Raw genomic sequence first — 22,997 nt, 5'->3', positions numbered from 1 at the left:
CCAACCTGTACAAGGCCGATCTGGCACCATCGAGGCCCATGCGGGTGTTGGTGCAACGGGTCTCGTCGGCAACGGTCATGGTCGAGGGCGCAGTGGTCGGGGCCATCCGCCCCGATGGCCAGGGCCTATTGGCATTCGTCGGTGTCACCCATAGCGACGATCGCGACAAGGCGCGACGGCTCGCCGAGAAGCTCTGGCAGTTAAGGATTCTCGCTGACGAGCGCTCGGCGTCCGATGCCAACGCCCCCGTTCTGGTCGTCAGTCAGTTCACGTTGTACGCCGAAACCGCCAAAGGTCGCCGCCCGTCATGGAATGCGGCCGCTCCCGGGGCGCTCGCCGAGCCGCTGGTGGGGGAGTTCGCCGAGGCGTTGCGGCGACTCGGCGCCGAAGTGCAGACCGGGGTCTTCGGCGCGAATATGCAGGTCGAATTGGTCAACGACGGTCCGGTAACGGTGCTTTTGGAGCTCTGAGGCAACTGCGGCGGGTACCGTGGGACCGTCGGCCTTCCATGGCCGGCGTCCACGGGAGAGGCAACCATGAGCACGACACCCGAATTCGGGTCGCTCCGTTCCGATGACGACAACTGGGACATCGTCAGCAGCGTCGGGTATACCGCGCTGCTGGTCGCGGGATGGCGTGCGCTGCATGCCATGAGCCCGCAGCCATTGGTGCGCGACGAATACGCGAGAGTCTTCATCGAGGCGTCGCGGGACCCGTATTTGGCTGGCGTACTTGCTAATCCGGGTACCTCCGACGACGAGACGGCCTTTCCGCGCCTGTACGGCGTGCAGACCCGGTTCTTCGACGACTTCTTCGACACCGCCGCTGCGGCGGGCATCCGGCAAGCGGTAATCGTCGCCGCCGGGCTGGATTCGCGGGCATATCGGCTTTCATGGCCGGAAGGCACGCGGGTCTTCGAGGTTGATCTGCCGAAGGTCCTTGAATTCAAGGCTCGAGTTCTCGCAGAACAGGGTGCCACCCCCAAGGCCCGCCGGATCGAGGTCGGTGCCGACCTGCGCACCGACTGGTCACGGCCGTTGGAAGCGGCCGGGTTTGACGTGGAGAGTCCGAGCGCCTGGTCGGTGGAGGGGCTACTGCCCTACCTGACCGATGAGGCGCAGCACGCGCTCTTCACGCGCATCAGCGGGCTCAGCGCACCGGGCAGCCGGATCGCCATCGGTGCGCTCGGATCACGACTGGACCACGACCAGCTCAACGCTCTGGAGACGAATCACCCAGGGGTCAATCTGTCGGGCAACGTGGACTTTTCGGCGTTGACCTATGAGCCCCAGTCGGACCCCGCGGAGTGGCTCGCGGCACATGGGTGGGCCGTCGAACCCGTCCGCAACACGCTCGATCTACAAGCCGGCTACGGCATGACCCCGCCGGAGGTCGATGTGAAGATCGACAGTTTCATGCGGTCCCAGTACATCACGGCCACCCGGTGACCATTCAGGACGCGGATCGCGCGACGTGGCGACGGTAGTACCGCCGGCCGTGCAGACGTTGGAAGTGCCATGTCATCGCGGCCAGCGCCCCGCGACGGTGCAGCCAGAAACCCTTGGGTGCGTGGGTAATCGGGGGCCGGCGCCCAACCTCGACTTCGGCGACGACGATGCCTTCGCCGTCGGCCCGGTCTCGGGAGGCCAACACCGTACCGTCGGCGCCGACGATCATGGTGCCGCCCTCGAATCGGCCGGCGTAGTCCAAAGGTAGCCACGGCATGCGGCAGTGCAGCCCGCCCGCGTGCGCCGCGTGCAGCACCGGGGCCCCGACGTAGCCCGCGAACGAGGATGCGGCTCGGCTGGCGGTCGCCGCGTTACGTGCCTCCATCCGGCGGAAACTCGCCCTCGGCCACCAGTCGGGGATCGACCACCAGCCCGAACCGGTCATCGCGAGATCGATGCGTCCACGCAGGCGGTGCACCGTTTGGGTACGCATCAACTCCCAGCAGACCGCGGCACCCACGGTCAACGTACCCGTCTCGATCACCCCGTCGTCATGGCCGCCCACGTAGAACGCGTTCTCCCACATCGTCGGGAGGTCTTTATCGTGGCGGCCGGCGACGCCCCCCGGGGTGACGAGAAGGTAGGCATTGCGGATGTTTCCGTCAGCATCTCGGATCAGCAACGAGCCGCCGATCATGACGCTGTGGCGCTGCGCAAGGCCCAGCAGAAGCTCGGTGGCCTTGCCGTCGGGCGGTAGTGCGGCATCGGCGAGTTCGGGCCAGAAGCCGATTCCGGTGGTGAAGAACTCCGGCAACGCGACGGTATCCGCACCCGCGGCCACCGCCCGTTCGACCAGACGTTCGGTGGTGGCCAGGTTGGCATCGACGTCTGCCGGCACGGCCTCCAGCTGAATTGCGGCACAGCGCATGATGGTCATGCTGCCACAACTAGCTAAGGCTTCAACAGGATCTTCACGTCATCGCCCGGTCGCGACTCGGCGGTGGCGTAGCCCTTGGCCGCGTCGTCCAAAGGCATCGCGGTGGTGAAGATGCCGTCGACATCGAGCCGGCCCGACTGCAGTAGCGGGATCAATTCCGGCCAGGTGCGCTGCACCGGCGCGGTGGTCATGCGCAAGGTAATGCTGCGAATCAGGCAGCCCAAGGCGTTGAGCGGAAACGGGTTCATGTCGTGCACCCCCACGACGGACACGGTGCCGCCGGGCCGCACCGCGTTGAGCGCATCGGTCAGGGATGCATCCGTGGCGACGGCGTCGATCACCGCGTCGGCGCCGCGGCCACCGGTGGCGGCCAGGATGGCCTCGAGCGCCGGAGCTTTCAGGGGCGTCGCACCCCACTGTGCGGCACGCTCCAGTCGGCCATCAACCTGATCGACCGCGAAAACCGTTGCCGCGCCTTGAAACAGCGCGCTGCGCAGTGAGCACAGGCCGACCGCGCCCAGGCCGATCACCGCCACCGTGCCACCGAATGGGATGTCGGCTCGCTGCGCCGCGGCCCAGCCGGTAGCCAGGTTGTCGGTGAGCAGCAGCGCCTGCTCGGTGCTGATGCCCTCGGGCATCTTCAAAAGCTGAAAATCCGCGGCGGGCACCGCGAGCAGGTCGGCCTGCGCACCGCCGAGCACGCCGCCGCCGAAAATCTGAAAACCGGAGTGGCACATCACCGGATCGCGGGTCGCGCATCCGGCGCACGCACCGCAGCCGGTCACCGACGACACCATGACCTGGTCGCCGACTTTGACGTTGCGCACCTCTGGTCCGGATTCGACCACGGTGCCGATGGCTTCGTGACCGAGCGCGATCGGGTCGGGCATCGGAAAGTCGGCCTCGTAGAAGTGCAGATCGGATCCGCAGATCCCGGCGGCGGTCACCTCGACGATCGCTCCGTCAGGCCCGGGAAGCGCTGGATCGGGGCGGGTCTCCACCCGGATGCTGCGGGGCCCATCGACCACTACGGTGCGCATATCGGCATGCTCACTTTCCCTGTCGCGCTCGACCTTTCGTTCTCACGAGAAACTGTGACCAATCGGGCTCGCGCACCGCGGACCAGTATTCGTTGAGACGCCATGGGCTGACGGTGTGGATTTCCCCGTCAGCAGTCTTGAAATAGGAGTGCTTGACGGCAGGATGTGACCACACCATTTTCTTGATCTGTGTCTGTGTCCGCCGGTGCCAATCGGTGGCGGCTTGCGGTTTCGGTTCGATGGAGAGCACGTTGGTTTCGGCCAGCCGCGCCAAGCACTGGTCGATGTAGCGCATCTGCAGTTCGGACTGGAAGATGAGGCTGCCGCCGTGGGCCAGGTGTGTTCCCGGCCCGTAGACAATGAAGAAGTTCGGAAATTCCGGGACGGTGATCCCGAGGTAAGCGTACGGCCTGCTCCCCCACATCTTGTGCAGGTCGGTGCGGTTTCGGCCGGTGACCTTCAGCGGCCACAGCACGTCGGTGTGCCGAAACCCGGTGGCGTACACGATGACGTCGACGTCATGAGGCGCGCCGTCATCGGTGACGATGCCCTGCGGCGTGATCTTGTCGATCGCCGTGCGCACCAATTCGACGTTGTCGCGCTGCAGCGTTCGGAGCCAGCTTCCGTTGTCCTGCAGCGTCCGTTTGCCGCACGCGGGATAGTCGGGCATCACCTTGGCCACGAGGTCGGTATCTTCGCCGACTTGGCTGGTGATCCATTGCGAGAACATCATGTGCGCGGCGGCATTGATGTCGCTGACGGCGTGCTCCTGGTCGGCGTAGTTTGGGTCGGCCTCGGCGGCATCCAGACCCTTGTCCGAGCCGGGCCACAGCACCAGGAAGCGGTACCACCTGCCATAGAACGGGAGATGGCGCATCGCCCAGCGCACACCGTCGCCGACCTCGTCGTGATACATCGGGTTGGGGAACATCCACTGGGCGGTCCTCTGGAACACCGTGAGGTGTTCGACGTCCTCGGCGATCGCCGGGGCGATCTGGAAACCGCTGGCGCCCGCGCCGACAAGCGCGACCCGCTTGCCTTTCAGATCCACCGAGTGATCCCAGGCTGCCGAGTGAAATGACGGTCCCCGGAAGGTATCCGCTCCGTCAAAGCGGGGAAGGTTGGGACGGTTCAGTTGGCCCACCGCAGTGATGAGCGCACGTGCGTGCATGGTGGTCGTCTGTCCGTCGGCCGAGCGCAGCGAACATCTCCAGGTACCGTCATTGTCGTTCCATTCGGCCGCGAGAACCTCGGTTCGCCAACGGATGTTCTCGGCCAGGCCGTGTTTGCCGATGACCTTGGTGAAATAGTCCTGCAGCTCGTATTGCTCGGCGAAGTAGTGTGTCCAGTCGTTGTTGGGTTCGAAGCTGTAGCAATAGAAATGGTTGGCCACATCCACCCGTGCGCCCGGATACGTGTTCTCCCACCATGTTCCGCCGGGGCCTGCGTTCTTCTCCACGATGGTGAACGGAATGTTGGCCTGCTTGAGGCGGACGCCGGCCAGGATGCCGGATTCGCCGCACCCGACGACCAGGACCGGAAGCTCGGCGGCGCGCTCCGTCGGCAATGCGGCGGGGCGCCGGGGGTCGACGCCGTCGAGGTCGAGTTCCTCGGATACCAGCGATAGATAGTCGTCCGGTACGTGCTCGCACGCCGCCCAATCGATCATTTCCCGGATGAGCTGGGGGCTCAGCGGCTGCGGTTCGGGGCAACCGCGGTCCCGATATTCGGCGATCACCGACACGGCTTCGCTGCGGGCCCGCGCCTTGTCCTCCTCCGACATGAATCCCTGGATCTCGTTGAGGAAAATGCCCATCTGTTTGAAGTCGCGGATGAACCGTGGGTCGCCGGTGATGTGGACGAGCGAGAGCAACAGCGTGGGGATGCTGACGTCTGCTAGCGCGGCTGCGATTTCGGGTGTCGACGTGGTGAAGGCATCGCCCGCGTAGCGGCTGCGCATCAAGCCGATCCCTTCCGTGGTTCGAGCGCCAAATTACGCTACGCATCGTTCCGTAATTGGCAGCCCTACGCTACCCGCTCGCTCGGCGCCGGATCAAGGGATCCGGCGCTATAGCTCGAGGCGTCGTCGTCGGGCCCGCGCTAGTTCGAGGGTTCGAAGGGGCCATTCAGCTGAGTTGCTCGAGTTCTGCTCGGGCCTGGTCGATTTGGTCGTAGGCGTAGGTCGCCATCTCAGCGATGGTCATCGCCTCTCCCCTGCGGGCAAGCGATTCGTAGGTCGCCTCACCGAGTCGATCGCGAAGTTGTGCGATCTCAGTGTCGAATCGCGCCACGGCGATGGGGACGGGGAATGCTGCGGCGAACCCGGCAAAGGTGGCCGCCGGCTCGTATCGCCCGAGCCGGTAGAAAACCGCGGCAAGCAAACCGAAGGGGCTGCGGATCATGTATGTGTTGCCCGAGTCGTGATAGTTGCGGATTGCCACGGTGCAGTAATCGAAGAAGGCCAGCGTGTCACCATGCTCCGCCTCAACCAGGCAGATGTTGGCCGAAAGGTGTGTGACGGTGGCGCGGTTTCCACTGTCCTGCGCGATCGCCAGCCCACGACCCAGAGCGGCGAGCGAGCTCGCGGGATCGGCGTCGTGGATGGCCCAACCGTAGGAATGCAGCGCAGACGCGATCACATACGGGTTGCCGGTGGTTTCGGCGGCATCGACCAGACCGTTGCCGGCCTCGATCGCCGCATCATAGGAACCGGTCGCATCCAGTGCCATGACCAGGCAGGCCCTGGTGTAGGGGTCCTTGGTCGGACCGCGTGCGAGGCGATCGCGGCAGCACCGAGCCCACCGTTCCGGCTGGCCGACGGCGACGTAGGGGGCGCCGACGAGTCCTTCGACGCCGTACGCGAAGTGGCCGCTGCGATCGCCGATCACCCTCTGGACGGCCTCGGTGTACCGAATCGCCGGGTCGATTCGCCCGGCCATATAGCAATTCGATGCCATCAAATACAGGGCCGCGAGCCGGGGATGGTCGATCGCGCGTGCCGGCTCGATGAGCTCTTCGGCCCACGCGAACGGTTCGTAGTTCTCGGTCAGATAGCCGAGCCATGCCGCATATATTGCGATCGGGACGGCAACATCCAAATCGCATTGATCGGCGGCCCAGCGGAATGCGGTGCGCAGATTCGTCAGTTCGGAGATGAACCAGTCGTGTGCCTCGCGCTGGCGGGGGCTGTCCCACAGCGCCATGATGTCGGCTTCCCGTCCGGCGAAATAGCGCGCGTGCGCGGCGCGAACGCCGGAGGCTTCACTGCGGTCGGCCAATTTTTGCTCGGCGAACTGGCGGATCGTTTCCAGCATCGAATACCGGGTTCGCCCCGCTGACCGGTCGGCGACCAGCAGCGACTTGCGCACCAGCGTGTCCAGCAGATCCAGGGTGGTGAGGTCATCCGGGGCATCCGCCAAGCCCGCTACGGCGCAGACGCTTTGCAGGTCGAATCCGCCGGCGAACACCGAACACCGGTCCAGCACCGCCTTTTCCGTGTCGTCGAGCAGGTCGTAGGACCACGCGACGGCGTGGCGCAAGGTGTGGTGGCGCTCCAGACCGCGGCGCGAGCCCACCAGCAGCCGAAACCGCTGATCGAGCCGATCGCGCACCTCGCCGGCGGTCATGGTCGCCATGCGCGAGGCGGCCAGTTCGATGGCCAGCGGAATTCCGTCCAAGCGCCGGCAGATTTCCACCACCGCGGCCGCCTCGGCGTCGTCACCCGCTGTGAAGCGCGGCGAAGCATTCTGTGCGCGTTCGACGAACAAGGCCACCGCAGCCGAGTCGACGCCTGCGCCAATATTCAGCGGCGGCACCGGCCACAACTGCTCGTCCGCGATTCCAAGCCCTTCGCGGCTGGTGGCCACGACCTTGATCGTTGCCGAGGCCGCCAGGATGGCCTCGATAAGATCGGCGGCCGCGTCGAGCAGGTGTTCGCAGTTGTCGAACACCAGCAGTCGGACTCGGCCCTCCAGAGCGGCCGCCACGCTCTGGGCCACGCTGCGGCCGAGTTGTTGGGTGATGCCCAGGACGGCGGCGACCGCGTCGGCCACCGCGGCGGGATCGGTTACCGCGGCAAGCTCGAAAAACCAAATGCCGTCCGGGAATTCGTCGACGAGCCGCCCGGCCACTTCCAGTGCCAGCCGGGTCTTGCCGACCCCGCCCACCCCGGTAAGCGTGACCAGCCGATGAGCCTTGACCGCCGCTTGCACCTCGCCGGCCTCGACCTCCCGCCCGATCAGGCTGGTGGGCGCGGCGCGCAGATTGCCCGGGCTCACGTCCAATGCCGTAAGCGGCGGAAAATCGGTGCGCAGGCCCTCCGCTCGAACCTGGAACACCTGAACCGGGGTCGCCAGATCCCGAAACCGACGCGCTCCGAGATCGATGAGGTCGATGCCGCTGACCAGACCCGCTGTCGAGTCGGCCAGGAGGATCTGTTCGCCGTGGCCGGCGGCCATCACGCGGGCGGCACGATTCAATGCCGGCCCGAAGTAGTCGCCGTCACGCAGTTCGGCTTCGCCGGTCGCCATCCCCATGCGCACCGGCAAATCGAGCGCCCGCTGGGCGGCCACCGCGGCATCCACAGCCGATCTCGGCGATGCGAATGCCGCGCATACGCCATCACCGGTGTGCTTGAACAAAAAGCCGCCATGCGCCTCGATCGCCGTCCGCAACACCGCGTCGTGTGCGGCCAACGCCTCGCGCATGGCGTCCGCGTCAGCTTCCCACCGACGCGTCGAACCCTCGACGTCGGTGAACAAAAATGTCACCACCCCCATCGGAGGGGACGCAGGAGTGACGGCCACAGCTCTAACCTCGATCGCCGGCGTTCCCCACGGAACCCCCGTATTGTTCGAGCTCTGCTCGGGCCTGGTCGATTTGGTCGTAGGCGTATGTCGCCACGGCGGCGGTGGTCATGTTCTTCCCGAAACGCGCGAAGGATTCGTAGGTCTTCTCGCCTAGCACCTCGCGTAAGTGTGCGACGGTCGTGTCGAAGTCCGGGTAAGCCGTCGCCGAAAGTGGGCTGGCGGCGAACCCGGCGATGGTGGCCGCAGGTTCGTAGCGCCCGAGCCGATCGAGGAACACGGCCAAGGCGGTCAGCGGCTGCCCGAGAAGCCCGGTGCTGCCCGAGTCGTGGTGATGGCGGATCGCCAGGATCCAGTAGTCCAACGCGGCGATGGGGTCGCCGTGCTGGGCCTCGATGTAGGCGAGATTCTGGGCCGCGTTCGACTCGTTGAAGCTGTTGCCGCTCTCACGAGCGATCGCTAACGCCCGGCGCATAACGTCTAGCGCGCGGTGGGGATCGCTGTTGCGGAACGCGAACCCGTCGGCGGTGAGAGCGAACGACAGTGCGTACGGATTGCGGGTTGCTTCGGCGGCCTCGACGAGGCCCTTTGCGCAGGCCATCGCCTCGTCGACGGACCCGCCAGTCGCGAGTGCGAACACGAGGCTCGACCAGGTGATGGTGTGCGTGTCCCGCCCCCGTTCGAGGTAGGCGGCGCGACACCATTGCACCCATCGCTCAGTCTGGCCAACGGTCATGTATCCGCTCCCCATCCAGCCCTCCGCACCGAACGGCACTTCTCCGGCGTCGGAGCCGACGATTGTCCAGGCGGCGTCGCTGTAGCGGAGGGATTCTTCGACGCGCCCCGGCATCCAGCACAGCGATGCCATTACGCAGAGGGCCGCGAGCCGGGGGTGGTCCAGGGCGCAGGCGGGCTCGAAGAGTTCTTCCGCCCACGCGATGGGTTCGTAGTTTTCGATGATAAAGCCGAGGAAGGTCGCGTACGTGGCGATGGTGGCGGCCGCATCCAGGTCGCCGTGGTCGGTGGCCCAGCGGAATGCGGTGCGCAGGTTGGGCAGTTCGACGGTGAACCAGTCGTACGCGTCGCGCTGCCGGGGGCTGTCCCAGAGGGCGAAGACGTCGGCCTCGCGCCCGGCAAAGTAGCGCTTGTGTGCCTCGCTCGTTTCGGTGGCCGCTCCGCGGGCGACGAGTTGCTCCTCGGCGAATTGGCGGATCGTTTCCAGCATCGAAAACCGGGTTCGTCCGGACGACCGGTCGGCCACGAGCAAGGATTTGCGCACGAGGGCGTCGAGCAGATCCAAGACGACATAATCGTCGATATCTTCGAATCCGGCTACCGCACAGGCACTTTGGAGATCGAACCCGCCGGCGAACACCGAACACCTTTCCAACAAGGTCTTTTCAACGTCGTCGAGGTGGTCGTAGGACCATGCCACCGCGTGGCGCAGCGTCTGGTGGCGTGCCAGCCCGCGCCCGGACCCGACCAGCAGCCGGAACCGCTGGCCGAGACGGTCGCGCACCTCGCCCGGGGTCATTGACGCCATCCGCGAGGCCGCCAGCTCGATGGCCAACGGAATGCCGTCGAGTCGCCGACAAATATCCACGACGGCCGCCGCATCGTCGGCCCGAGACAATGAGAATCGTTGCGCCACATTGCGTGCGCGTTCGACGAACAACGTCACCCCGGCGGAGTCGGCCCCCGCGTCGACGTCCAGCGGCGGCACCGCCCACAACTGCTCGTCGGTGACTCCCAGTCCCTCGCGGCTGGTGGACAGGACAGCGACGCTCGTTGACTGTGCCAAGATCGCCTCGATCAAATCGGCGGCGGCGTCGCGTAGGTGCTCGCAGTTGTCGAACACCAGCAGCCGCACCCTGCCCTCCTGTGCGGCTGCGACACTGTCTGCCACGCTCTTGCCAGGCTGTTGGGTGATGCCCAGTACCGCCGCGACGGCGTCGGGCACCGACGTCGGATCCGCCACCGAGGCCAATTCGAAAACCCAGACCCCATCCGGGAATTCATCACCCAGACGCGAAGCGACCTCCAATGCCAGGCGGGTTTTACCCACACCGCCCACACCGGTCAATGTCACCAGCCGGTGTTCGCGGAGCGCCCATGCCACATCGTCGACCTCGGATTCGCGCCCGATGAGGCTGGTGACCGCGGGACGGAGGTTCCCCGGCGTCACGTCGAGTGCCCTCAGTGGTGGAAAGTCGACCCGCAACCCCGGCGCTCGCACCTGGAATACCCCGATCGGAGTGGGCAGATCCCGTAGCCGGCGCGGCCCCAGATCGATGAGTTTTACCCCGGTGAGCAGGCTCGCCGTCGACTCGATCAGCAGGATCTGACCCCCATGACCGGCGGCCATCACCCGTGCCGCGCGGTTGAGCGCGGTGCCGAAGTAATCGCCGTGACGCAGTTCGGCTTCGCCGGTCGCCAGGCCCATCCGCACCGGCAGCTCGAGGGCCCGCTGGGCGGCCACGGCGGCGTCCACCGCCGCTCTCGGTGATGCGAACGCCGCGCACACACCGTCCCCGGTGTGCTTGAACAAGAAGCCGCCGTGCGCCTCGATCGCCGTACGGACTGCCTCGTCGTGTGCCACCAGCGCCGCCCGCATCGCGTCGGCGTCGGCCTCCCACCGACGCGTCGAACCCTCCACGTCGGTGAACAAAAACGTCACCACCCCCTCAGGGGCGGCAGCCGCAGCGGCGGACACCTTTGCAGAATCTCACAACAGACGCGCGCCTACCTCGCACATCGGCGGAACTCGGCCGCGAACGGTCAGGGGCTCCGTGCTCTTGCGCTGTCGAGAACAATGGGTCCAAGTGGCGACTGCGCGGTGCCGCGGTGCCCGGGATGGATCAGAGGTGGGTGAGAGCCATGGCCTCGTTGCTCATGGCCTGCGGCGGGTTCCTGTTCGCCGTCTTATGGATGGACTTGATTTTCGATGTCCAAGTTCTGCCCTACCGGAAGGTCACGACCGAACTGCCCGAGGACGTGCTCGCTTCCATCGCGGCCTACTACCACCGCGCGACCACGACGTCTCGGCCAATGAGCCGTTTGATCGCGCTCGTCATGCTCACGTTGTTGGTAACGCTGGTGGTGCAGGCAGCGCGCGGGCACGACCCGGGCTGGCTACTGGTGACCTCGGCCCCGCTCGCCGGCATCCCGACCATGTTGGCTTTGACGCATACAGTTCCCGATGCCGTACGACTTGGACATCGCGCCGACAGTCCCTCCGAGCAGACGCGCCTGGCTCGATCGGTCTGCCGAGACCATCTGCTGTGCGCCGCCTGCATGCTCGTGTTCCTCATCCTGTGGGTGGCGAACAGCATCGCCGCCTGACGGCAGTGACGGGTCGTAGTGATAAGGCGCAGGTCAGGACCCGCTGGCCACGTCAGTGCGCCACGTACTAAACTAGAACACGTTCCAATTCGGCGAGCTCCCAGGAGTTGTAATGCACACCCCTATCTGCGACGAACTCGGGATCGAGTTCCCGATTTTCGCCTTCACCCACTGCCGCGACGTCGTCGTAGCGGTCAGCAAGGCCGGGGGGTTCGGCGTGCTCGGAGCGGTCGGTTTCACGCCCGAGCAGCTGGAGATCGAACTCAACTGGATTGACGAGAACATCGGCGACCACCCATACGGCGTCGACATCGTGATTCCGAACAAATACGAAGGCATGGACTCCCACCTGTCCGCGGAGGAGCTGGCCGAGACGCTGCGCAAGATGGTGCCGCAGGAGCACCTCGACTTCGGAAAGAAGATCCTCGCCGACCATGGTGTACCGGTCGAGGACAGCGACAGCGACAGCCTTCAGCTCCTCGGTTGGACCGAGGCGACGGCGACGCCCCAGGTCGAGGTTGCCCTCAAGCACCCGAAAGTGAAGATGATCGCCAATGCGCTCGGCACCCCGCCGGCCGACATGATCAAGCACATTCACGAGGCCGGGCTCAAGGTGGCGGCGCTGTGCGGTTCACCTTCGCAGGCTCGCAAACATGCCGACGCGGGCGTGGACATCATCATCGCCCAGGGCGGCGAGGCCGGCGGGCACTGCGGCGAGGTCGGCTCGATCGTGCTATGGCCTCAGGTCGTCAAGGAGGTCGCCCCGGTTCCGGTGTTGGCCGCCGGCGGCATCGGCAGCGGTCAGCAGATCGCGGCCGCGCTGGCTCTCGGTGCGCAAGGCGCCTGGACCGGTTCGCAGTGGCTGATGGTCGAGGAATCCTCCAACACCCCCGTGCAGCAGCAGGCGTACGTCAAGGCCGGGAGCCGCGACACCGTCCGGAGCCGCTCGTTCACGGGCAAGCCGGCCCGGATGCTGCGCAACGATTGGACCGAGGCATGGGAGCAGCCGGACAACCCGAAGCCACTCGGTATGCCGTTGCAGTACATGGTTTCCGGCATGGCGGTGCGCGCCACCAACCGGTACCCGAACGAATCCGTCGACGTCGCGTTCAACCCGGTCGGTCAGGTGGTGGGGCAATTCACCAAGGTGGAGAAGACGTCGACCGTCATCGAGAGGTGGGTGCAGGAGTACCTGGAAGCCACCAATCGGCTCGACGAGCTCAACGAGGCCGCCTCCGTTTAGCGAGGCCTCGCGCCTAGACGTCGTCGACTTCGTCGTGGCCGGTGAACACTTCCTTTGTCCGGTCCAGCGCGTAGGCGCCGATGTCGATGGAATTGCGGACGATGCCGCTGGCACCGCCGGCGACGTCGCCGCGAATGATGTCGCCGGCGTGTTCGACGATGTCGGAGGCTTTCTCGACGGCGTTGGTCGCGATGTCCCTCGCCGCGTCGACTGCATCTTTGGGATTGAAGGCCATCTCGAGTCTCCTTTATCGCAGGACGGTTGCTACGACTCTAGACGGGGTCCGGCACCACTTCTCGCCGGCGTTGCGCGTTAGTAGTGCACCAATGTGCGCCAGTAGTCTTCGGGAATCTCGGCTCCGGAACGCATTATTCGGGCCAGCCCGATGGCCATCGCGATGCCCAGCAGTCCTAGCCACAGCCCGGCGAGTGCGATGACACCCCACAGCGCCGCGGTGACGGCGGGCCAGGGCGAGAGAACGGCGAGCACCGGTGCGAAGAAAAATCCGGTGCCGATGTACCACGCCGACCCGGCGCGATCTGAGGCCAGCACGAAACGCAGCCAACGCGGCACGACCGGTTCGACGGGCTGACTGCGGTTCACGGCTTACCCGATCATCCTTCGGGCGGGAAGAATCCTGCCCCGGTGAACCATCCGGGCTGCCACCCCTGCGCCCCGAGGCACAACATGGGAAGTCCGTCGGGTGTTTGCGCCGCAGCCTGCGAGCCCGGGCATTTCGCACCGGTCTGCTGGACTCCGTACAGCGGGTACGAAATCACCCAGTATCCGGTGGTAGCCGCAGGGAACTGATTCGGGGGCGGGAAGTGACAGGCCTCGGCCTGGCCGCTGGGCCCGCGCCCGAAGATGAAGCGCTCATAGTTGTCGCACGGTGCGCCCAGCGTGGCTTGATAGTTCATGCCCGGTACGTCGCCGTCGTAGCCGGCGGCCGCGCACGGTGCCAAGCCGATCGTGATGCCCGCAATCGAAGCGGCGCTGAGCAGTTCCCGAATCATGTTCTACCCCGCAAGTTGTCGCCGGTGACCTGCACCAAAGCATATCGGTAGGACCGCAGGCCACAAGACCGTTTCGGCTTGCGGTCGCGATGGCAGGCGTAAGCCCATCGCTTGGCGACTAACCGCGGGTGAAGAACACGTTCCAATTCGCACCCGTCGATCTTGTGTCAACGCTTCCCAACCAAGGTGCGGCAGTGGTTTCCTTGCACAAGGACGACTAGACCACTTCGTCATCGAGGAGCGGGCCATGCCAACCGTCGAGCCATCTGCCAAGCCGGTCCCCAATCTGCCGCCCGGCTTCGATTTCACCGACCCGGACATCCACGCTGAACGGCTGCCGGTGGAAGAACTGGCCGAGCTGCGCCGGACCGCACCGATCTGGTGGAACGAACAGCCGAACGGCGTGGGCGGGTTCGACGACGGCGGCTTCTGGGTGGTGTCCAAGCACAAGGACGTCAAAGAGGTCTCGCTGCGCAGCGACGTATTCTCCAGCCTGCAGAAGACCGCTTTGCCGCGTTACAAAGACGGCACGGTCGGCGAGCAGATCGAACGCGGCAAGTTCGTCCTGCTCAACATGGATGCGCCGCAACACACCCGGCTGCGCAAGATCATTTCTCGCGCCTTCACCCCTCGGGCGATCGAGCGCCTGCGCGCGGACCTCGCGGAGCGCGCCCGCAACATCGTCGCGCAAGCCGCGGCGGAGGGTCGCGGTGATTTCGTCGAGCAGGTCTCGTGCGAACTGCCATTGCAGGCCATCGCCGGGCTGATGGGCGTGCCGCAGGAAGATCGCAAGAAACTCTTCCACTGGTCCAACGAGATGGTCGGCGACCAGGATCCCGAGTTCGCCAACAACGACGCCATCACCGCGTCCGTCGAACTCATCATGTACGGCATGCAGATGGCCGCGGATCGGGCGAAGAATCCGACGGAAGACCTCGTCACCAAGCTGGTCCAGGCGGACATCGACGGCCACAAGCTCTCCGACGACGAGTTCGGTTTCTTCGTCATCCTGTTGGCCGTGGCCGGCAACGAGACCACGCGCAACTCCATCACGCAGGGCATGATGGCCTTCACCGACTTCCCCGATCAATGGGAGCTCTACAAGCGCGAGCGTCCGGTTACGACGGCCGACGAGATCGTCCGGTGGGCCACCCCGGTCACCTCGTTCCAGCGGACCGCGCTGGAGGACTACGAGCTCTCCGGCGTTCAGATAAAAAAGGGCCAGCGAGTCGTAATGGTCTACCGCTCAGCCAATTTCGATGAGGAAGTGTTCGACGATCCGTTCACCTTCAACATCCTGCGTGATCCCAACCCCCACGTGGGGTTTGGCGGCACCGGCGCGCACTACTGCATCGGGGCCAACCTGGCGCGGATGACCATAGACCTGATGTTCAATGCGATCGCCGATGCCATGCCCGATCTCGAGTCGGTCGGCAAGCCCGAACGGCTCCGATCGGGCTGGCTCAACGGAATCAAGCACTGGCAGGTCGACTACCACACCAACGGCGCCGACCAATGCCCTGTCGCGCATCAGGCCCAGGGGTGACAAGCTAGGGACATGCCCACTCATCGAGCCGTCCATGTCCCGTCCGCAGGTGCAGCTTTGGAGCTGGTCGACACCGAAACCAAACCACCGGGCCGCGACGAGGTACGCCTGACGGTTGCCGCGTGCGGCATCTGCGGAACCGACGCGCGCTTCGTCAACGGCGGGTTTCCCGGGATGACGTGGCCGCTGACTCCCGGACACGAGATCGCCGGCAGAATCGCCGAAGTCGGCGACGGCGTACAGGGTTTCGGAGTCGGCGACCGCGTCGCGGTCGGCTGGTTCGGCGGATGCTGCTACCACTGCGCGCAATGCCGCAAAGGCCAGTTCATTCACTGCGAGAACGGCAAGGTGCCGAGTTGGCAGTATCCCGGCGGCTACGCGGAATCGGCGACGGTGCCGGTGAGCGCGCTGGCCCGAATCCCGGACGAGCTCTCCGACGCGGAAGCCGCCCCGATGGGATGTGCTGGCGTGACGACATATAACGCCTTGAGACACACCAAGGCACTGCCCGGCGATCGCGTGGCGATTTTCGGTGTCGGCGGACTGGGCCACCTCGGCGTGCAGTTCGCGCGGGCCATGGGCTTCGAGACGATCGCGATCAACCGCGGTACCGGCAAGGCCGAGGATGCCCGGAAATTGGGCGCCCATCACTACATCGACTCCAGCGCCAACGACCCCGCCGAGGCGCTGAAGGATCTTGGCGGTGCGACGGTTGTCCTGGCCACCGCGGGCAATTCGAAAGCCATGGCGGCCACGGTCGGCGGCATTGCCCCCCAAGGTGAATTGGTCACGATCGGGGTCACGCCCGAGCCGCTGCCGATCAGCCCGGTGCAACTGATCACGCCGGGCGTCAGTATCGTCGGCCATCCCTCCGGCACGGCGAAGGAAGTCGAAGACACGATGCAGTTCGCTGTCCTGACCGGCGTGCGGGCGTGGGTCGAGGAACTGCCGCTGGCGCAGGCCGCAGAGGGCTACGCGGCGCTGGAAGAGGGTCGGGCGCACTACCGCACCGTTTTGACCATGTGACACAGTCGGTGCGTGACTTCCGAGAAAGAGTCCGTGTGGACCATCGGCCCGGCCGACGGTGAGTTGTTGCTGCACACCGGTGTTGCCGGCAGGGCGGCGCGGATGGGCCATCGTCTCACCATCGCGATGACACGCTGGCGCGCGACCGTAAACTGGGCCGACTGTCGGCCCGTCCGCGCGGAACTCGCGGTCGAGACCGATTCGTTCGAAGTGCTGCGCGGTGACGGCGGCGTCAAGGGGCTGTCCGCGGCCGAGAAGGCACTGGTGCGGTCCAACGCCCTGAAGTCGTTGTCTGCCAATCGATTTCGGCAGATTCGCTATGCTGCAGACACCATCGAGGAGACCAACGACGGGTACCGATTGACCGGCGCGCTCCAAATCCGCGGACATTCCCGCGGCCACGTAATCGACGTTCACACACAAGACATCGAGGACTCGTGGCGCATGTCGGTAGAATCCACCATCCGTCAATCCGACTACGGCATCAAGCCCTACTCACTGCTGATGGGTTCGGTCCAGGTCGCAGACGAGGTGTCGCTGACTTTCTCGGCGGTTCGCGCCCACAGCGATTGAGCGTCACTGCCCGGGCATCGTCAGACAATCACGGCTGCGGGTCGGTCGTGGCACGCGGGGCGGAATCAAGGGCCAGATCGCCTGTGTCACCGGGGATGTGCTCCAGTACCCTGGTCAGGTAGGGTTGCCGGCTGCTGGCATCCGACGGCTGTCCGTCGCCGGCCTCCGGTAGTTCCTCCGAAGCGCTCGGCTCCGAAACAGGTTCGCCGACAGGTGGTTTGGTCTGCGGAACCACCGGCTTGGGCTGTGGGGCCGCCGGAAGCGGGGCGACGGCTGTGGCCGCCTCGGCGACTTGAGGCGTGGGCGGGTGCGTACCGTGCTTCGACGTGGCGCCCGCGCTGGCCGGGCCAACGTGGATCCCGATCGCTAGTGAGACCGAGCCGACGAAGGTGATGGCGCCGGCCGCCAGCGCGCTCACGGCCCCGGCGTAGGGCAACTGTCGCTTGTGGGGGGGTGCTGGAACCGGTTCGCCGACGTGCTCCACCAGCTGCTCGTCGGTGAACTCGGTGCTGCGGGCCGCGGACAGCGCCGCGCCGCGCGCGATGGTCACTTGGGCCATCGATTGCACGAAAACCGGTACCGGCAAGGTACTTTCGAGTTGCCAGGAAAGTCCGTCGATGTCGTCGTCTTCGCCTACCACCACAACGCCACCCGGCTGCCATCCATTGCGCTCGAACATGCCGACCAGCCAGCGGGTCAGACCGTCGAAACCGCCGCGCACGCGCTTGGTCGCAATCTGGGCTTCCTCGTCGCACGTGTCGACCATGACGACGGTCGCCCAGTCATGGTCGAGAATGCAGACCGCCGTCTGCTCATAGCCGATGACGGGGCCGATGGCCTGAGCCAACGTCTCGATGGCCTGCAGAAACCGGATCGGAACGACGTTATCGAATCCCGCGTCGGTCAACGCCTCCAATACCAGGGCCGCCTGGGCGGATGCTTCGTCGTTCCACGTCATTCCGATGACACGCACACGGTGCTCGCTTGCCGCCGCCGCCGTGTCGACCCGCAGTAGCTCTTCCACGACCTGTTCGGCGCTGGCCGCACCGCGCGTGCCGGGACCTGCGCGTAGCGACAGCTCCCGGTGGTCCAGGATGGTGCCGTCTGCGCCATGTCCTTCAGCGAGGACCCAGCCAACAGTGGATGGCGTTATTGACAGGCCAAGAACCGTGTCCAAATCTATGCCCCAATCGGCCCCGCGCCTCCGACGCCCTCAGCCACACCGACGCGCACCATGAGGCCGCAGGTGCGGTGATTCGTGAGGGCCGGAACAGACCCGGGATAGCGTGGTCTTCATCGGCTTGCTCCGGGAGAGCCTACGCCGTCGGTGAAAGTCCGGCCGCCCCGGTCGGGCATCGCCGGGGAATCGCCAGATCAACACGGTGGCGCCGATGACCCGGACGGGGCGGCGGGTCCGTCACCGCCGCCCGTCGAGCGGGTGCCGCAGCCGATGCCACGGGGCACCGATTTGGGCGGTGGTCCTTCGGCCACGGATGCCACGCCGCCTTTATCGGCCGGGAAATAATTGCCGGTGTCGCGGTGCGCCGATGGCGTTCAACGGGTCAAACATGCGACGCCTAGTTGGTATGGGGGCGATACCCGCCGCAATCCGCGTCCAAGCCGGTTTCTGGGTGGTTTTCAATAAATGGCGTATCGCATGGGTCCTTGGTGCCTCACGTGCCAAGAGTCGGTGCTGCCTGGTCTTTTGCGGCCGGCGGGTTGGGTCCCCCGCGGAGCGGGTACACCTGGCCCGTCGCCGCCCGGCTGTGTCGGGTGGCGAACTTATGAAGTGAAAAAGTGATGCCGAAACGAGACGCGTTCGCGTCCTAATCGACATTTGACAGAGTCTCACGGTAAATTCCTGTGAGACCACGATCACACTGACCACATCGACAAGGGGCAGGTATGAGAGATCTCAGCGAGAAGATCCGGGCCTGGAGGCGCCGGCTTTTGGTCGGCACAGCGGCGGCGGCCACGCTGCCGGGCCTGATCGGTCTTGCCGGCGGTGCGCCGACAGCGAATGCATTTTCGCGGCCGGGTCTGCCCGTCGAATACCTGCAGGTGCCGTCCGCGGGCATGGGCCGCGACATCAAGGTCCAGTTCCAAAGCGGCGGCAACGGTTCTCCCGCGGTCTATCTGCTGGACGGTCTGCGGGCCCAAGACGACTACAACGGCTGGGACATCAACACACCAGCGTTCGAGTGGTACTACAAGTCGGGCCTGTCGATCGTCATGCCGGTCGGCGGCCAGTCCAGCTTCTACGCCGACTGGTACGGTCCGGCGTGCGGCAAGGCCGGTTGCTCGACCTACAAGTGGGAGACCTTCCTGACCAGCGAACTGCCCGGGTATCTGGCCTCCAACAAGAGCGTCAAGTCCAACGGCAGCGCCGCGGTCGGTATCTCGATGTCCGGCTCCTCAGCGCTGATCTTGGCCGTGAACCACCCGGGACAGTTCATCTACGCCGGCTCGCTGTCGGCCCTGATGGACCCCTCCCAGGGGATGGGGCCCTCCCTGATCGGTCTCGCCATGGGCGATGCCGGTGGTTACAAGCCCGACGCCATGTGGGGGCCGTCGAGCGACCCGGCGTGGCAGCGCAACGACCCGACCCTTCAGGTGGGGGCGCTGGCCGCTAACAACACCCGCCTCTGGATCTACTGCGGTAACGGGACGCCGTCTGAGTTGGGTGGGGCGAACATGCCCGCCGAGTTCCTGGAGAACTTCGTGCGCAGCAGCAACCTGAAGTTCCGGGATGCCTACAACGCGGCCGGTGGCCACAACGCCGTGTTCAACTTCGACGCCAACGGGACTCACAGCTGGGAGTACTGGGGAGCCCAGCTCAACGCCATGAAGCCCGACCTGCAGGGCGCCCTCGGCGCCACCCAGGGCGGCGGCGGATAAACCCTCGCCCGGCTCGTCCACTACTGCGCCAGACGCCTCCGTCGGGCGCAGTAGTGCGTTAAGGGGTGCCCCGGCGGTTTCGTCGTTCGGCGACGAGTGATGCCGTGGCGGCATCTCGTCAGAGCGTCTCGGCCGACGCGGGGCCACGAACACGCCAGAATCGTCGTCATGCACCGCAGGGTCTGCTCGCCCCGTCTGCCGTTGGTCATGCGCTCCTGTGTCGTGGCCGCCAGCCTGGGGATGCTGGTTACGCCGGCTCGGGCCGACCCCACGAGTCCGTTAACCGCTCTGGTGGACGCCGCCGCGCAACGGCTGCAGGTTGCCGAGGCGGTCGCCGCCTATAAATGGAACAAGCATGGCGCCGTGGAGGACCCGGCCCGTGTCCAGCAGGAGTTGGCGAAGCTGGGCGCCGACGCCGTCGTCGAACGGGTCGACCGCGATTACGTCACCCGGGTCTTCGATGATCAGATCAGTGCCACCGAGGCCATCGAGTACAGCCGGTTCGCGAATTGGAAGTTGCATCCGGCAAGCGCTCCGGCTGACTCACCGGAGTTGTCGGCGTCGCGATCAGCGATCGACACGCTCAACCAGACGATGCTGACCCAGATTTCGGCCGGCTGGGCGTTGCTGCACTCGCCGGACTGTGCCGCGCAGCTGGACGCGGCGAGGGACGGCGTCGGTCGGGCCCGTCAATTCGACGACCTCTACCGACAGGCCCTGTCATCGGCGACCCGGTCATATTGCCAGTGAGAGTTTAATTTTTCCTCACCAATTTCTAACGGTCCTATTCTGCCTGCCGAAAAGCCGATTTACGCAGATAGGCGGCATATCTCGCGCAATTTTCGAATAGGTAACGCTTTGGCCACACGTGCCGAAATCCTGGGCATGAGAAATCTCTGCAAACCTCTCGCTAAGGCCGTAATGGTCGGCGGGTTCGTTGCAGCATCGATGACTTCGTCCACGGGCGTGGCGAACGCGGCGACCACCCCCAACTGGGACGCGATCGCGCAATGCGAATCCGGGGGCAACTGGCACGCCAACACAGGCAACGGCGAATACGGTGGACTGCAATTCAAACCGGCCACCTGGGCCCGCTACGGTGGCGTCGGCAATCCCGCGGCCGCATCCAGGGAGCAGCAAATCGCTGTGGCCAACCGTGTTTTCGCCGAAGAGGGCGTGGAGCCCTGGCCAAAGTGCGGCGCCAACTCGGGCCTGCCGATCGGTTTGTACTCCCATCCGGCCCAGGGCATCAAACAGATCATCAACGGACTGATCCAGGCGGCCGTCCCGCACTGATGAAACGCACCCGCGGTCTATGACCCAGCGCCAGGCTGTGTTTGGATCAGCGCATGGAAGGTTCGGCGACTGTTCACATGGCGGCGCCTGCGGCCAAAATTTGGGATCTCATCGCAGACGTCCGCAACACGGGGAAATTTTCCCCGGAAGTATTCGAAGCCGAGTGGGTGGGCGATTCGACCGGCCCGGCCCTCGGTGCAAAATTCCGCGGTCACGTCAAGCGCAACGAAGTGGGGCCGGTGTACTGGACGACTTGCAAGGTCACCGCTTGTGAACCGGGGCGCGAATTCGGCTTTGCGGTGCTCCTCGGTGACCGGGAGGTCAACAACTGGCATTATCGGTTGGCGCCCAGCGGTGGCGGGACCGACGTCACCGAGTCCTTTCGGCTCAACCCCGCGCCATGGCTGGGCGTGTATTGGTTGTTCGGCGGCTTTCTGCGCAAGCGCCGCAACGTCCGCGACATGACCAAGACGCTCAACCGCATCAAAGACGTGGTCGAGGCGGGCTGACGCTGGTGAAATCGATCTTCATCACCGGCGCGGGCAGCGGCATGGGTCGCGAGGGAGCAAAGCTGTTCCACGGCAAGGGTTGGCGTGTTGGCGCGGTTGACCGCAACGATGCCGGCCTGACGACGCTGAGCGAAGAACTCGGTGGCGATCGACTGTGGACCCGGGCGGTCGACGTGACGGACAAGGCGGCCCTCGAGACCGCACTGACGGATTTCTGTACCGGCAACAGCGATGGCGGACTCGACATGATGTGGAACAACGCCGGAATCGGCGAATCCGGTTGGTTCGAAGACGTGCCCTATGACGCCGCGATGCGCGTCGTCGACGTCAACTTCAAAGCAGTGCTGACCGGCGCATACGCCTCACTGCAGTACCTGAAGAAGACCCCCGGCAGTCTGATGTTCTCGACGTCGTCGTCCTCGGCGACCTATGGCATGCCCCGTCTGGCGGTCTATTCGTCCACCAAACACGCGGTCAAAGGTCTGACCGAGGCGCTCAGCGTGGAGTGGCAGCGACACCGGGTGCGCGTGGCCGACGTGCTCCCCGGACTGATCGACACCGCCATCCTCACGACGACGACCAACCACTCCGACGACGGCGGCGCGCCGATGACGGCTGAGCAACTGCATGCCAGCGCGCCCAAGAAGGGCATGTTCCGGTTGATGCCGGCAAACAGCGTGGCCGAGACGGCGTGGCATGCTTACCACAATCAAAAGCGGTTGCATTGGTATGTACCGAAGAGCATTCGCTTGATTGACTTGTTCAAGGGTCTGAGTCCGGAATTCGTGCGACGCGGCATCGTCAAGTCTCTACCGGCGCTAGTTCCGAAGCGGCAGTAAGGAGTCCTCGGCTGATGCACAATCGTTGGCTCACAGCCGCGTTGGTCATGGCGACTGCCGTCGTCAGTGCCGCGGGGTGCAGTTCGTCGCAGACGACGCCTCGTCGAGCGGCCCGTCTGACAATCGACGGCGCGACCCATACCACGCGTCCCCCGGCATGCCGCCAAGACCAGATGTATCGGACCATCGACATCCCCGACCACGATGGCGGGGTCGAAGCGGTGGTGCTGCTCAGCGGTTACCGGGCGATGCCGCAGTGGGTGAAGATTCGCAATGTCGACGGCTTCACCGGCAGCTTCTGGCAAGGGGGCGTGGGAGACGCCCACGTTGATCTCGCCAACGACGCGTACACCATCGCGGGCAGCGCGTATGGCATCAACAGCAGCAACCCCAACAAAGTGGTGACCACGGACTTCAAAATCGTCGCGCAGTGCTGACTCTCGAGGTGATCGCGGCCTAGGCTCGAACCACACCTGAGCGAG

Annotated in this window: 22 protein-coding genes; 13 read left to right on the top strand and 9 right to left on the bottom strand. The window is 65.4% G+C overall.

Annotated features, from left to right (window positions below; translation table 11 throughout):
- Positions 1-38: 38 nt before the first annotated feature.
- Together dtd and AC5Y4F_RS10660 are read left to right on the top strand one after the other, a co-directional pair.
- The gene (gene dtd / locus AC5Y4F_RS10665; protein ID WP_067934327.1) at positions 39-470 is read left to right on the top strand and encodes a D-aminoacyl-tRNA deacylase; all 432 of its coding nucleotides are present in this window, start codon (positions 39-41) and stop codon (positions 468-470) included.
- 66 nt (positions 471-536) lie between these two features.
- Positions 537-1,448 (top strand): class I SAM-dependent methyltransferase, encoded by a 912-nt coding sequence (locus tag AC5Y4F_RS10660; RefSeq protein ID WP_067934329.1) that lies wholly within the window; start codon positions 537-539, stop codon positions 1,446-1,448.
- A 4-nt stretch (positions 1,449-1,452) separates the two neighbouring features.
- Here AC5Y4F_RS10660 and AC5Y4F_RS10655 read toward each other — a convergent pair whose 3' ends face one another.
- From AC5Y4F_RS10655 to AC5Y4F_RS10635, 5 genes are all read right to left on the bottom strand, one after another.
- Complete coding sequence (locus tag AC5Y4F_RS10655) at positions 1,453-2,379, bottom strand: carbon-nitrogen hydrolase family protein (protein ID WP_067934392.1); 927 nt, start codon at positions 2,377-2,379, stop codon at positions 1,453-1,455.
- 20 nt (positions 2,380-2,399) lie between these two features.
- Positions 2,400-3,425 (bottom strand): alcohol dehydrogenase catalytic domain-containing protein, encoded by a 1,026-nt coding sequence (locus tag AC5Y4F_RS10650; RefSeq protein ID WP_067934330.1) that lies wholly within the window; start codon positions 3,423-3,425, stop codon positions 2,400-2,402.
- Positions 3,426-3,435: 10 nt separating this feature from the next.
- Entirely contained in the window at positions 3,436-5,385 is a 1,950-nt protein-coding gene (locus tag AC5Y4F_RS10645; protein ID WP_067934332.1) for a flavin-containing monooxygenase, read from the bottom strand.
- A gap of 166 nt (positions 5,386-5,551) precedes the next feature.
- Positions 5,552-8,203 (bottom strand): ATP-binding protein, encoded by a 2,652-nt coding sequence (locus AC5Y4F_RS10640; RefSeq protein ID WP_499997051.1) that lies wholly within the window; start codon positions 8,201-8,203, stop codon positions 5,552-5,554.
- A 31-nt stretch (positions 8,204-8,234) separates the two neighbouring features.
- On the bottom strand, positions 8,235-10,943 hold the full coding sequence (locus tag AC5Y4F_RS10635) for an ATP-binding protein (RefSeq protein WP_231986358.1): 2,709 nt from the start codon (positions 10,941-10,943) through the stop codon (positions 8,235-8,237).
- Positions 10,944-11,107: 164 nt separating this feature from the next.
- On the opposite strand from AC5Y4F_RS10635, the gene AC5Y4F_RS10630 reads away from it, so the two are divergent.
- Together AC5Y4F_RS10630 and AC5Y4F_RS10625 are read left to right on the top strand one after the other, a co-directional pair.
- Positions 11,108-11,572, top strand: coding sequence for a hypothetical protein (locus AC5Y4F_RS10630; RefSeq protein WP_067934336.1), 465 nt, complete (start codon positions 11,108-11,110; stop codon positions 11,570-11,572).
- 112 nt (positions 11,573-11,684) lie between these two features.
- Positions 11,685-12,815, top strand: a complete 1,131-nt coding sequence (locus tag AC5Y4F_RS10625) for a nitronate monooxygenase (protein ID WP_067934337.1) — start codon at positions 11,685-11,687, stop codon at positions 12,813-12,815.
- A 13-nt stretch (positions 12,816-12,828) separates the two neighbouring features.
- Here the strand turns inward: AC5Y4F_RS10625 and AC5Y4F_RS10620 are convergent, their stop codons facing one another.
- The 3 genes from AC5Y4F_RS10620 to AC5Y4F_RS10610 form a co-directional block, all read right to left on the bottom strand.
- Positions 12,829-13,050, bottom strand: coding sequence for an Rv1893 family protein (locus tag AC5Y4F_RS10620; RefSeq protein WP_067934339.1), 222 nt, complete (start codon positions 13,048-13,050; stop codon positions 12,829-12,831).
- Positions 13,051-13,127: 77 nt separating this feature from the next.
- Positions 13,128-13,418, bottom strand: coding sequence for a hypothetical protein (locus tag AC5Y4F_RS10615; RefSeq protein WP_156750046.1), 291 nt, complete (start codon positions 13,416-13,418; stop codon positions 13,128-13,130).
- An 11-nt stretch (positions 13,419-13,429) separates the two neighbouring features.
- Complete coding sequence (locus AC5Y4F_RS10610; protein WP_067934341.1) at positions 13,430-13,828, bottom strand: hypothetical protein; 399 nt, start codon at positions 13,826-13,828, stop codon at positions 13,430-13,432.
- A gap of 247 nt (positions 13,829-14,075) precedes the next feature.
- Here AC5Y4F_RS10610 and AC5Y4F_RS10605 point away from each other — a divergent pair, with 247 nt between their 5' ends.
- Genes AC5Y4F_RS10605 through AC5Y4F_RS10595 form a run of 3 tightly spaced genes read left to right on the top strand, consistent with a single transcriptional unit; the run spans position 14,076 to position 16,973 of the window.
- Positions 14,076-15,374, top strand: coding sequence for a cytochrome P450 (locus AC5Y4F_RS10605; protein ID WP_499996578.1), 1,299 nt, complete (start codon positions 14,076-14,078; stop codon positions 15,372-15,374).
- Between the two features lie 12 nt (positions 15,375-15,386).
- Complete coding sequence (locus tag AC5Y4F_RS10600; protein WP_499996577.1) at positions 15,387-16,400, top strand: alcohol dehydrogenase; 1,014 nt, start codon at positions 15,387-15,389, stop codon at positions 16,398-16,400.
- 12 nt (positions 16,401-16,412) lie between these two features.
- Complete coding sequence (locus AC5Y4F_RS10595) at positions 16,413-16,973, top strand: YceI family protein (RefSeq protein ID WP_067934346.1); 561 nt, start codon at positions 16,413-16,415, stop codon at positions 16,971-16,973.
- 28 nt (positions 16,974-17,001) lie between these two features.
- Here the strand turns inward: AC5Y4F_RS10595 and AC5Y4F_RS10590 are convergent, their stop codons facing one another.
- Positions 17,002-18,150: a DUF7159 family protein gene (locus tag AC5Y4F_RS10590; protein ID WP_067934348.1), complete on the bottom strand. Its 1,149-nt coding sequence runs from the start codon at positions 18,148-18,150 to the stop codon at positions 17,002-17,004.
- A gap of 728 nt (positions 18,151-18,878) precedes the next feature.
- Here AC5Y4F_RS10590 and ag85B point away from each other — a divergent pair.
- The 6 genes from ag85B (at position 18,879) to AC5Y4F_RS10560 (ending at position 22,952) form a co-directional block, all read left to right on the top strand.
- On the top strand, positions 18,879-19,871 hold the full coding sequence (gene ag85B / locus AC5Y4F_RS10585) for a diacylglycerol acyltransferase/mycolyltransferase Ag85B (RefSeq protein ID WP_067934350.1): 993 nt from the start codon (positions 18,879-18,881) through the stop codon (positions 19,869-19,871).
- A 207-nt stretch (positions 19,872-20,078) separates the two neighbouring features.
- Positions 20,079-20,621: a chorismate mutase gene (locus AC5Y4F_RS10580; RefSeq protein WP_499997048.1), complete on the top strand. Its 543-nt coding sequence runs from the start codon at positions 20,079-20,081 to the stop codon at positions 20,619-20,621.
- 108 nt (positions 20,622-20,729) lie between these two features.
- A complete protein-coding gene (rpfC, locus tag AC5Y4F_RS10575; protein ID WP_067934352.1) occupies positions 20,730-21,167 on the top strand; it encodes a resuscitation-promoting factor RpfC in 438 nt (145 codons plus the stop codon).
- A gap of 35 nt (positions 21,168-21,202) precedes the next feature.
- Complete coding sequence (locus tag AC5Y4F_RS10570) at positions 21,203-21,676, top strand: SRPBCC family protein (RefSeq protein ID WP_499997043.1); 474 nt, start codon at positions 21,203-21,205, stop codon at positions 21,674-21,676.
- A gap of 5 nt (positions 21,677-21,681) precedes the next feature.
- The gene (locus AC5Y4F_RS10565) at positions 21,682-22,515 is read left to right on the top strand and encodes an SDR family oxidoreductase (protein ID WP_499996573.1); all 834 of its coding nucleotides are present in this window, start codon (positions 21,682-21,684) and stop codon (positions 22,513-22,515) included.
- A gap of 14 nt (positions 22,516-22,529) precedes the next feature.
- On the top strand, positions 22,530-22,952 hold the full coding sequence (locus AC5Y4F_RS10560; protein WP_067934357.1) for a lipoprotein LpqH: 423 nt from the start codon (positions 22,530-22,532) through the stop codon (positions 22,950-22,952).
- Positions 22,953-22,997: the final 45 nt, after the last annotated feature.

It is taken from the genome of Mycobacterium sp. NGS56, from assembly GCF_059812425.1.
This window is presented reverse-complemented; position numbering and strand designations above follow the sequence as displayed.

Coding starts and splice junctions, on each gene's coding strand:
- ag85B (WP_067934350.1), top strand. CDS start 18,879: ATGAGAGATCTCAGCGAGAAGATCCGGGCCTGGAGGCGCCGGCTTTTG.
- AC5Y4F_RS10560 (WP_067934357.1), top strand. CDS start 22,530: ATGCACAATCGTTGGCTCACAGCCGCGTTGGTCATGGCGACTGCCGTC.
- AC5Y4F_RS10630 (WP_067934336.1), top strand. CDS start 11,108: ATGGCCTCGTTGCTCATGGCCTGCGGCGGGTTCCTGTTCGCCGTCTTA.
- AC5Y4F_RS10660 (WP_067934329.1), top strand. CDS start 537: ATGAGCACGACACCCGAATTCGGGTCGCTCCGTTCCGATGACGACAAC.
- AC5Y4F_RS10625 (WP_067934337.1), top strand. CDS start 11,685: ATGCACACCCCTATCTGCGACGAACTCGGGATCGAGTTCCCGATTTTC.
- AC5Y4F_RS10650 (WP_067934330.1), bottom strand. CDS start 3,425: ATGCGCACCGTAGTGGTCGATGGGCCCCGCAGCATCCGGGTGGAGACC.
- AC5Y4F_RS10620 (WP_067934339.1), bottom strand. CDS start 13,050: ATGGCCTTCAATCCCAAAGATGCAGTCGACGCGGCGAGGGACATCGCG.
- AC5Y4F_RS10600 (WP_499996577.1), top strand. CDS start 15,387: ATGCCCACTCATCGAGCCGTCCATGTCCCGTCCGCAGGTGCAGCTTTG.
- AC5Y4F_RS10640 (WP_499997051.1), bottom strand. CDS start 8,203: ATGGGGGTGGTGACATTTTTGTTCACCGACGTCGAGGGTTCGACGCGT.
- AC5Y4F_RS10580 (WP_499997048.1), top strand. CDS start 20,079: ATGCGCTCCTGTGTCGTGGCCGCCAGCCTGGGGATGCTGGTTACGCCG.
- AC5Y4F_RS10610 (WP_067934341.1), bottom strand. CDS start 13,828: ATGATTCGGGAACTGCTCAGCGCCGCTTCGATTGCGGGCATCACGATC.
- dtd (WP_067934327.1), top strand. CDS start 39: ATGCGGGTGTTGGTGCAACGGGTCTCGTCGGCAACGGTCATGGTCGAG.
- AC5Y4F_RS10645 (WP_067934332.1), bottom strand. CDS start 5,385: ATGCGCAGCCGCTACGCGGGCGATGCCTTCACCACGTCGACACCCGAA.
- AC5Y4F_RS10605 (WP_499996578.1), top strand. CDS start 14,076: ATGCCAACCGTCGAGCCATCTGCCAAGCCGGTCCCCAATCTGCCGCCC.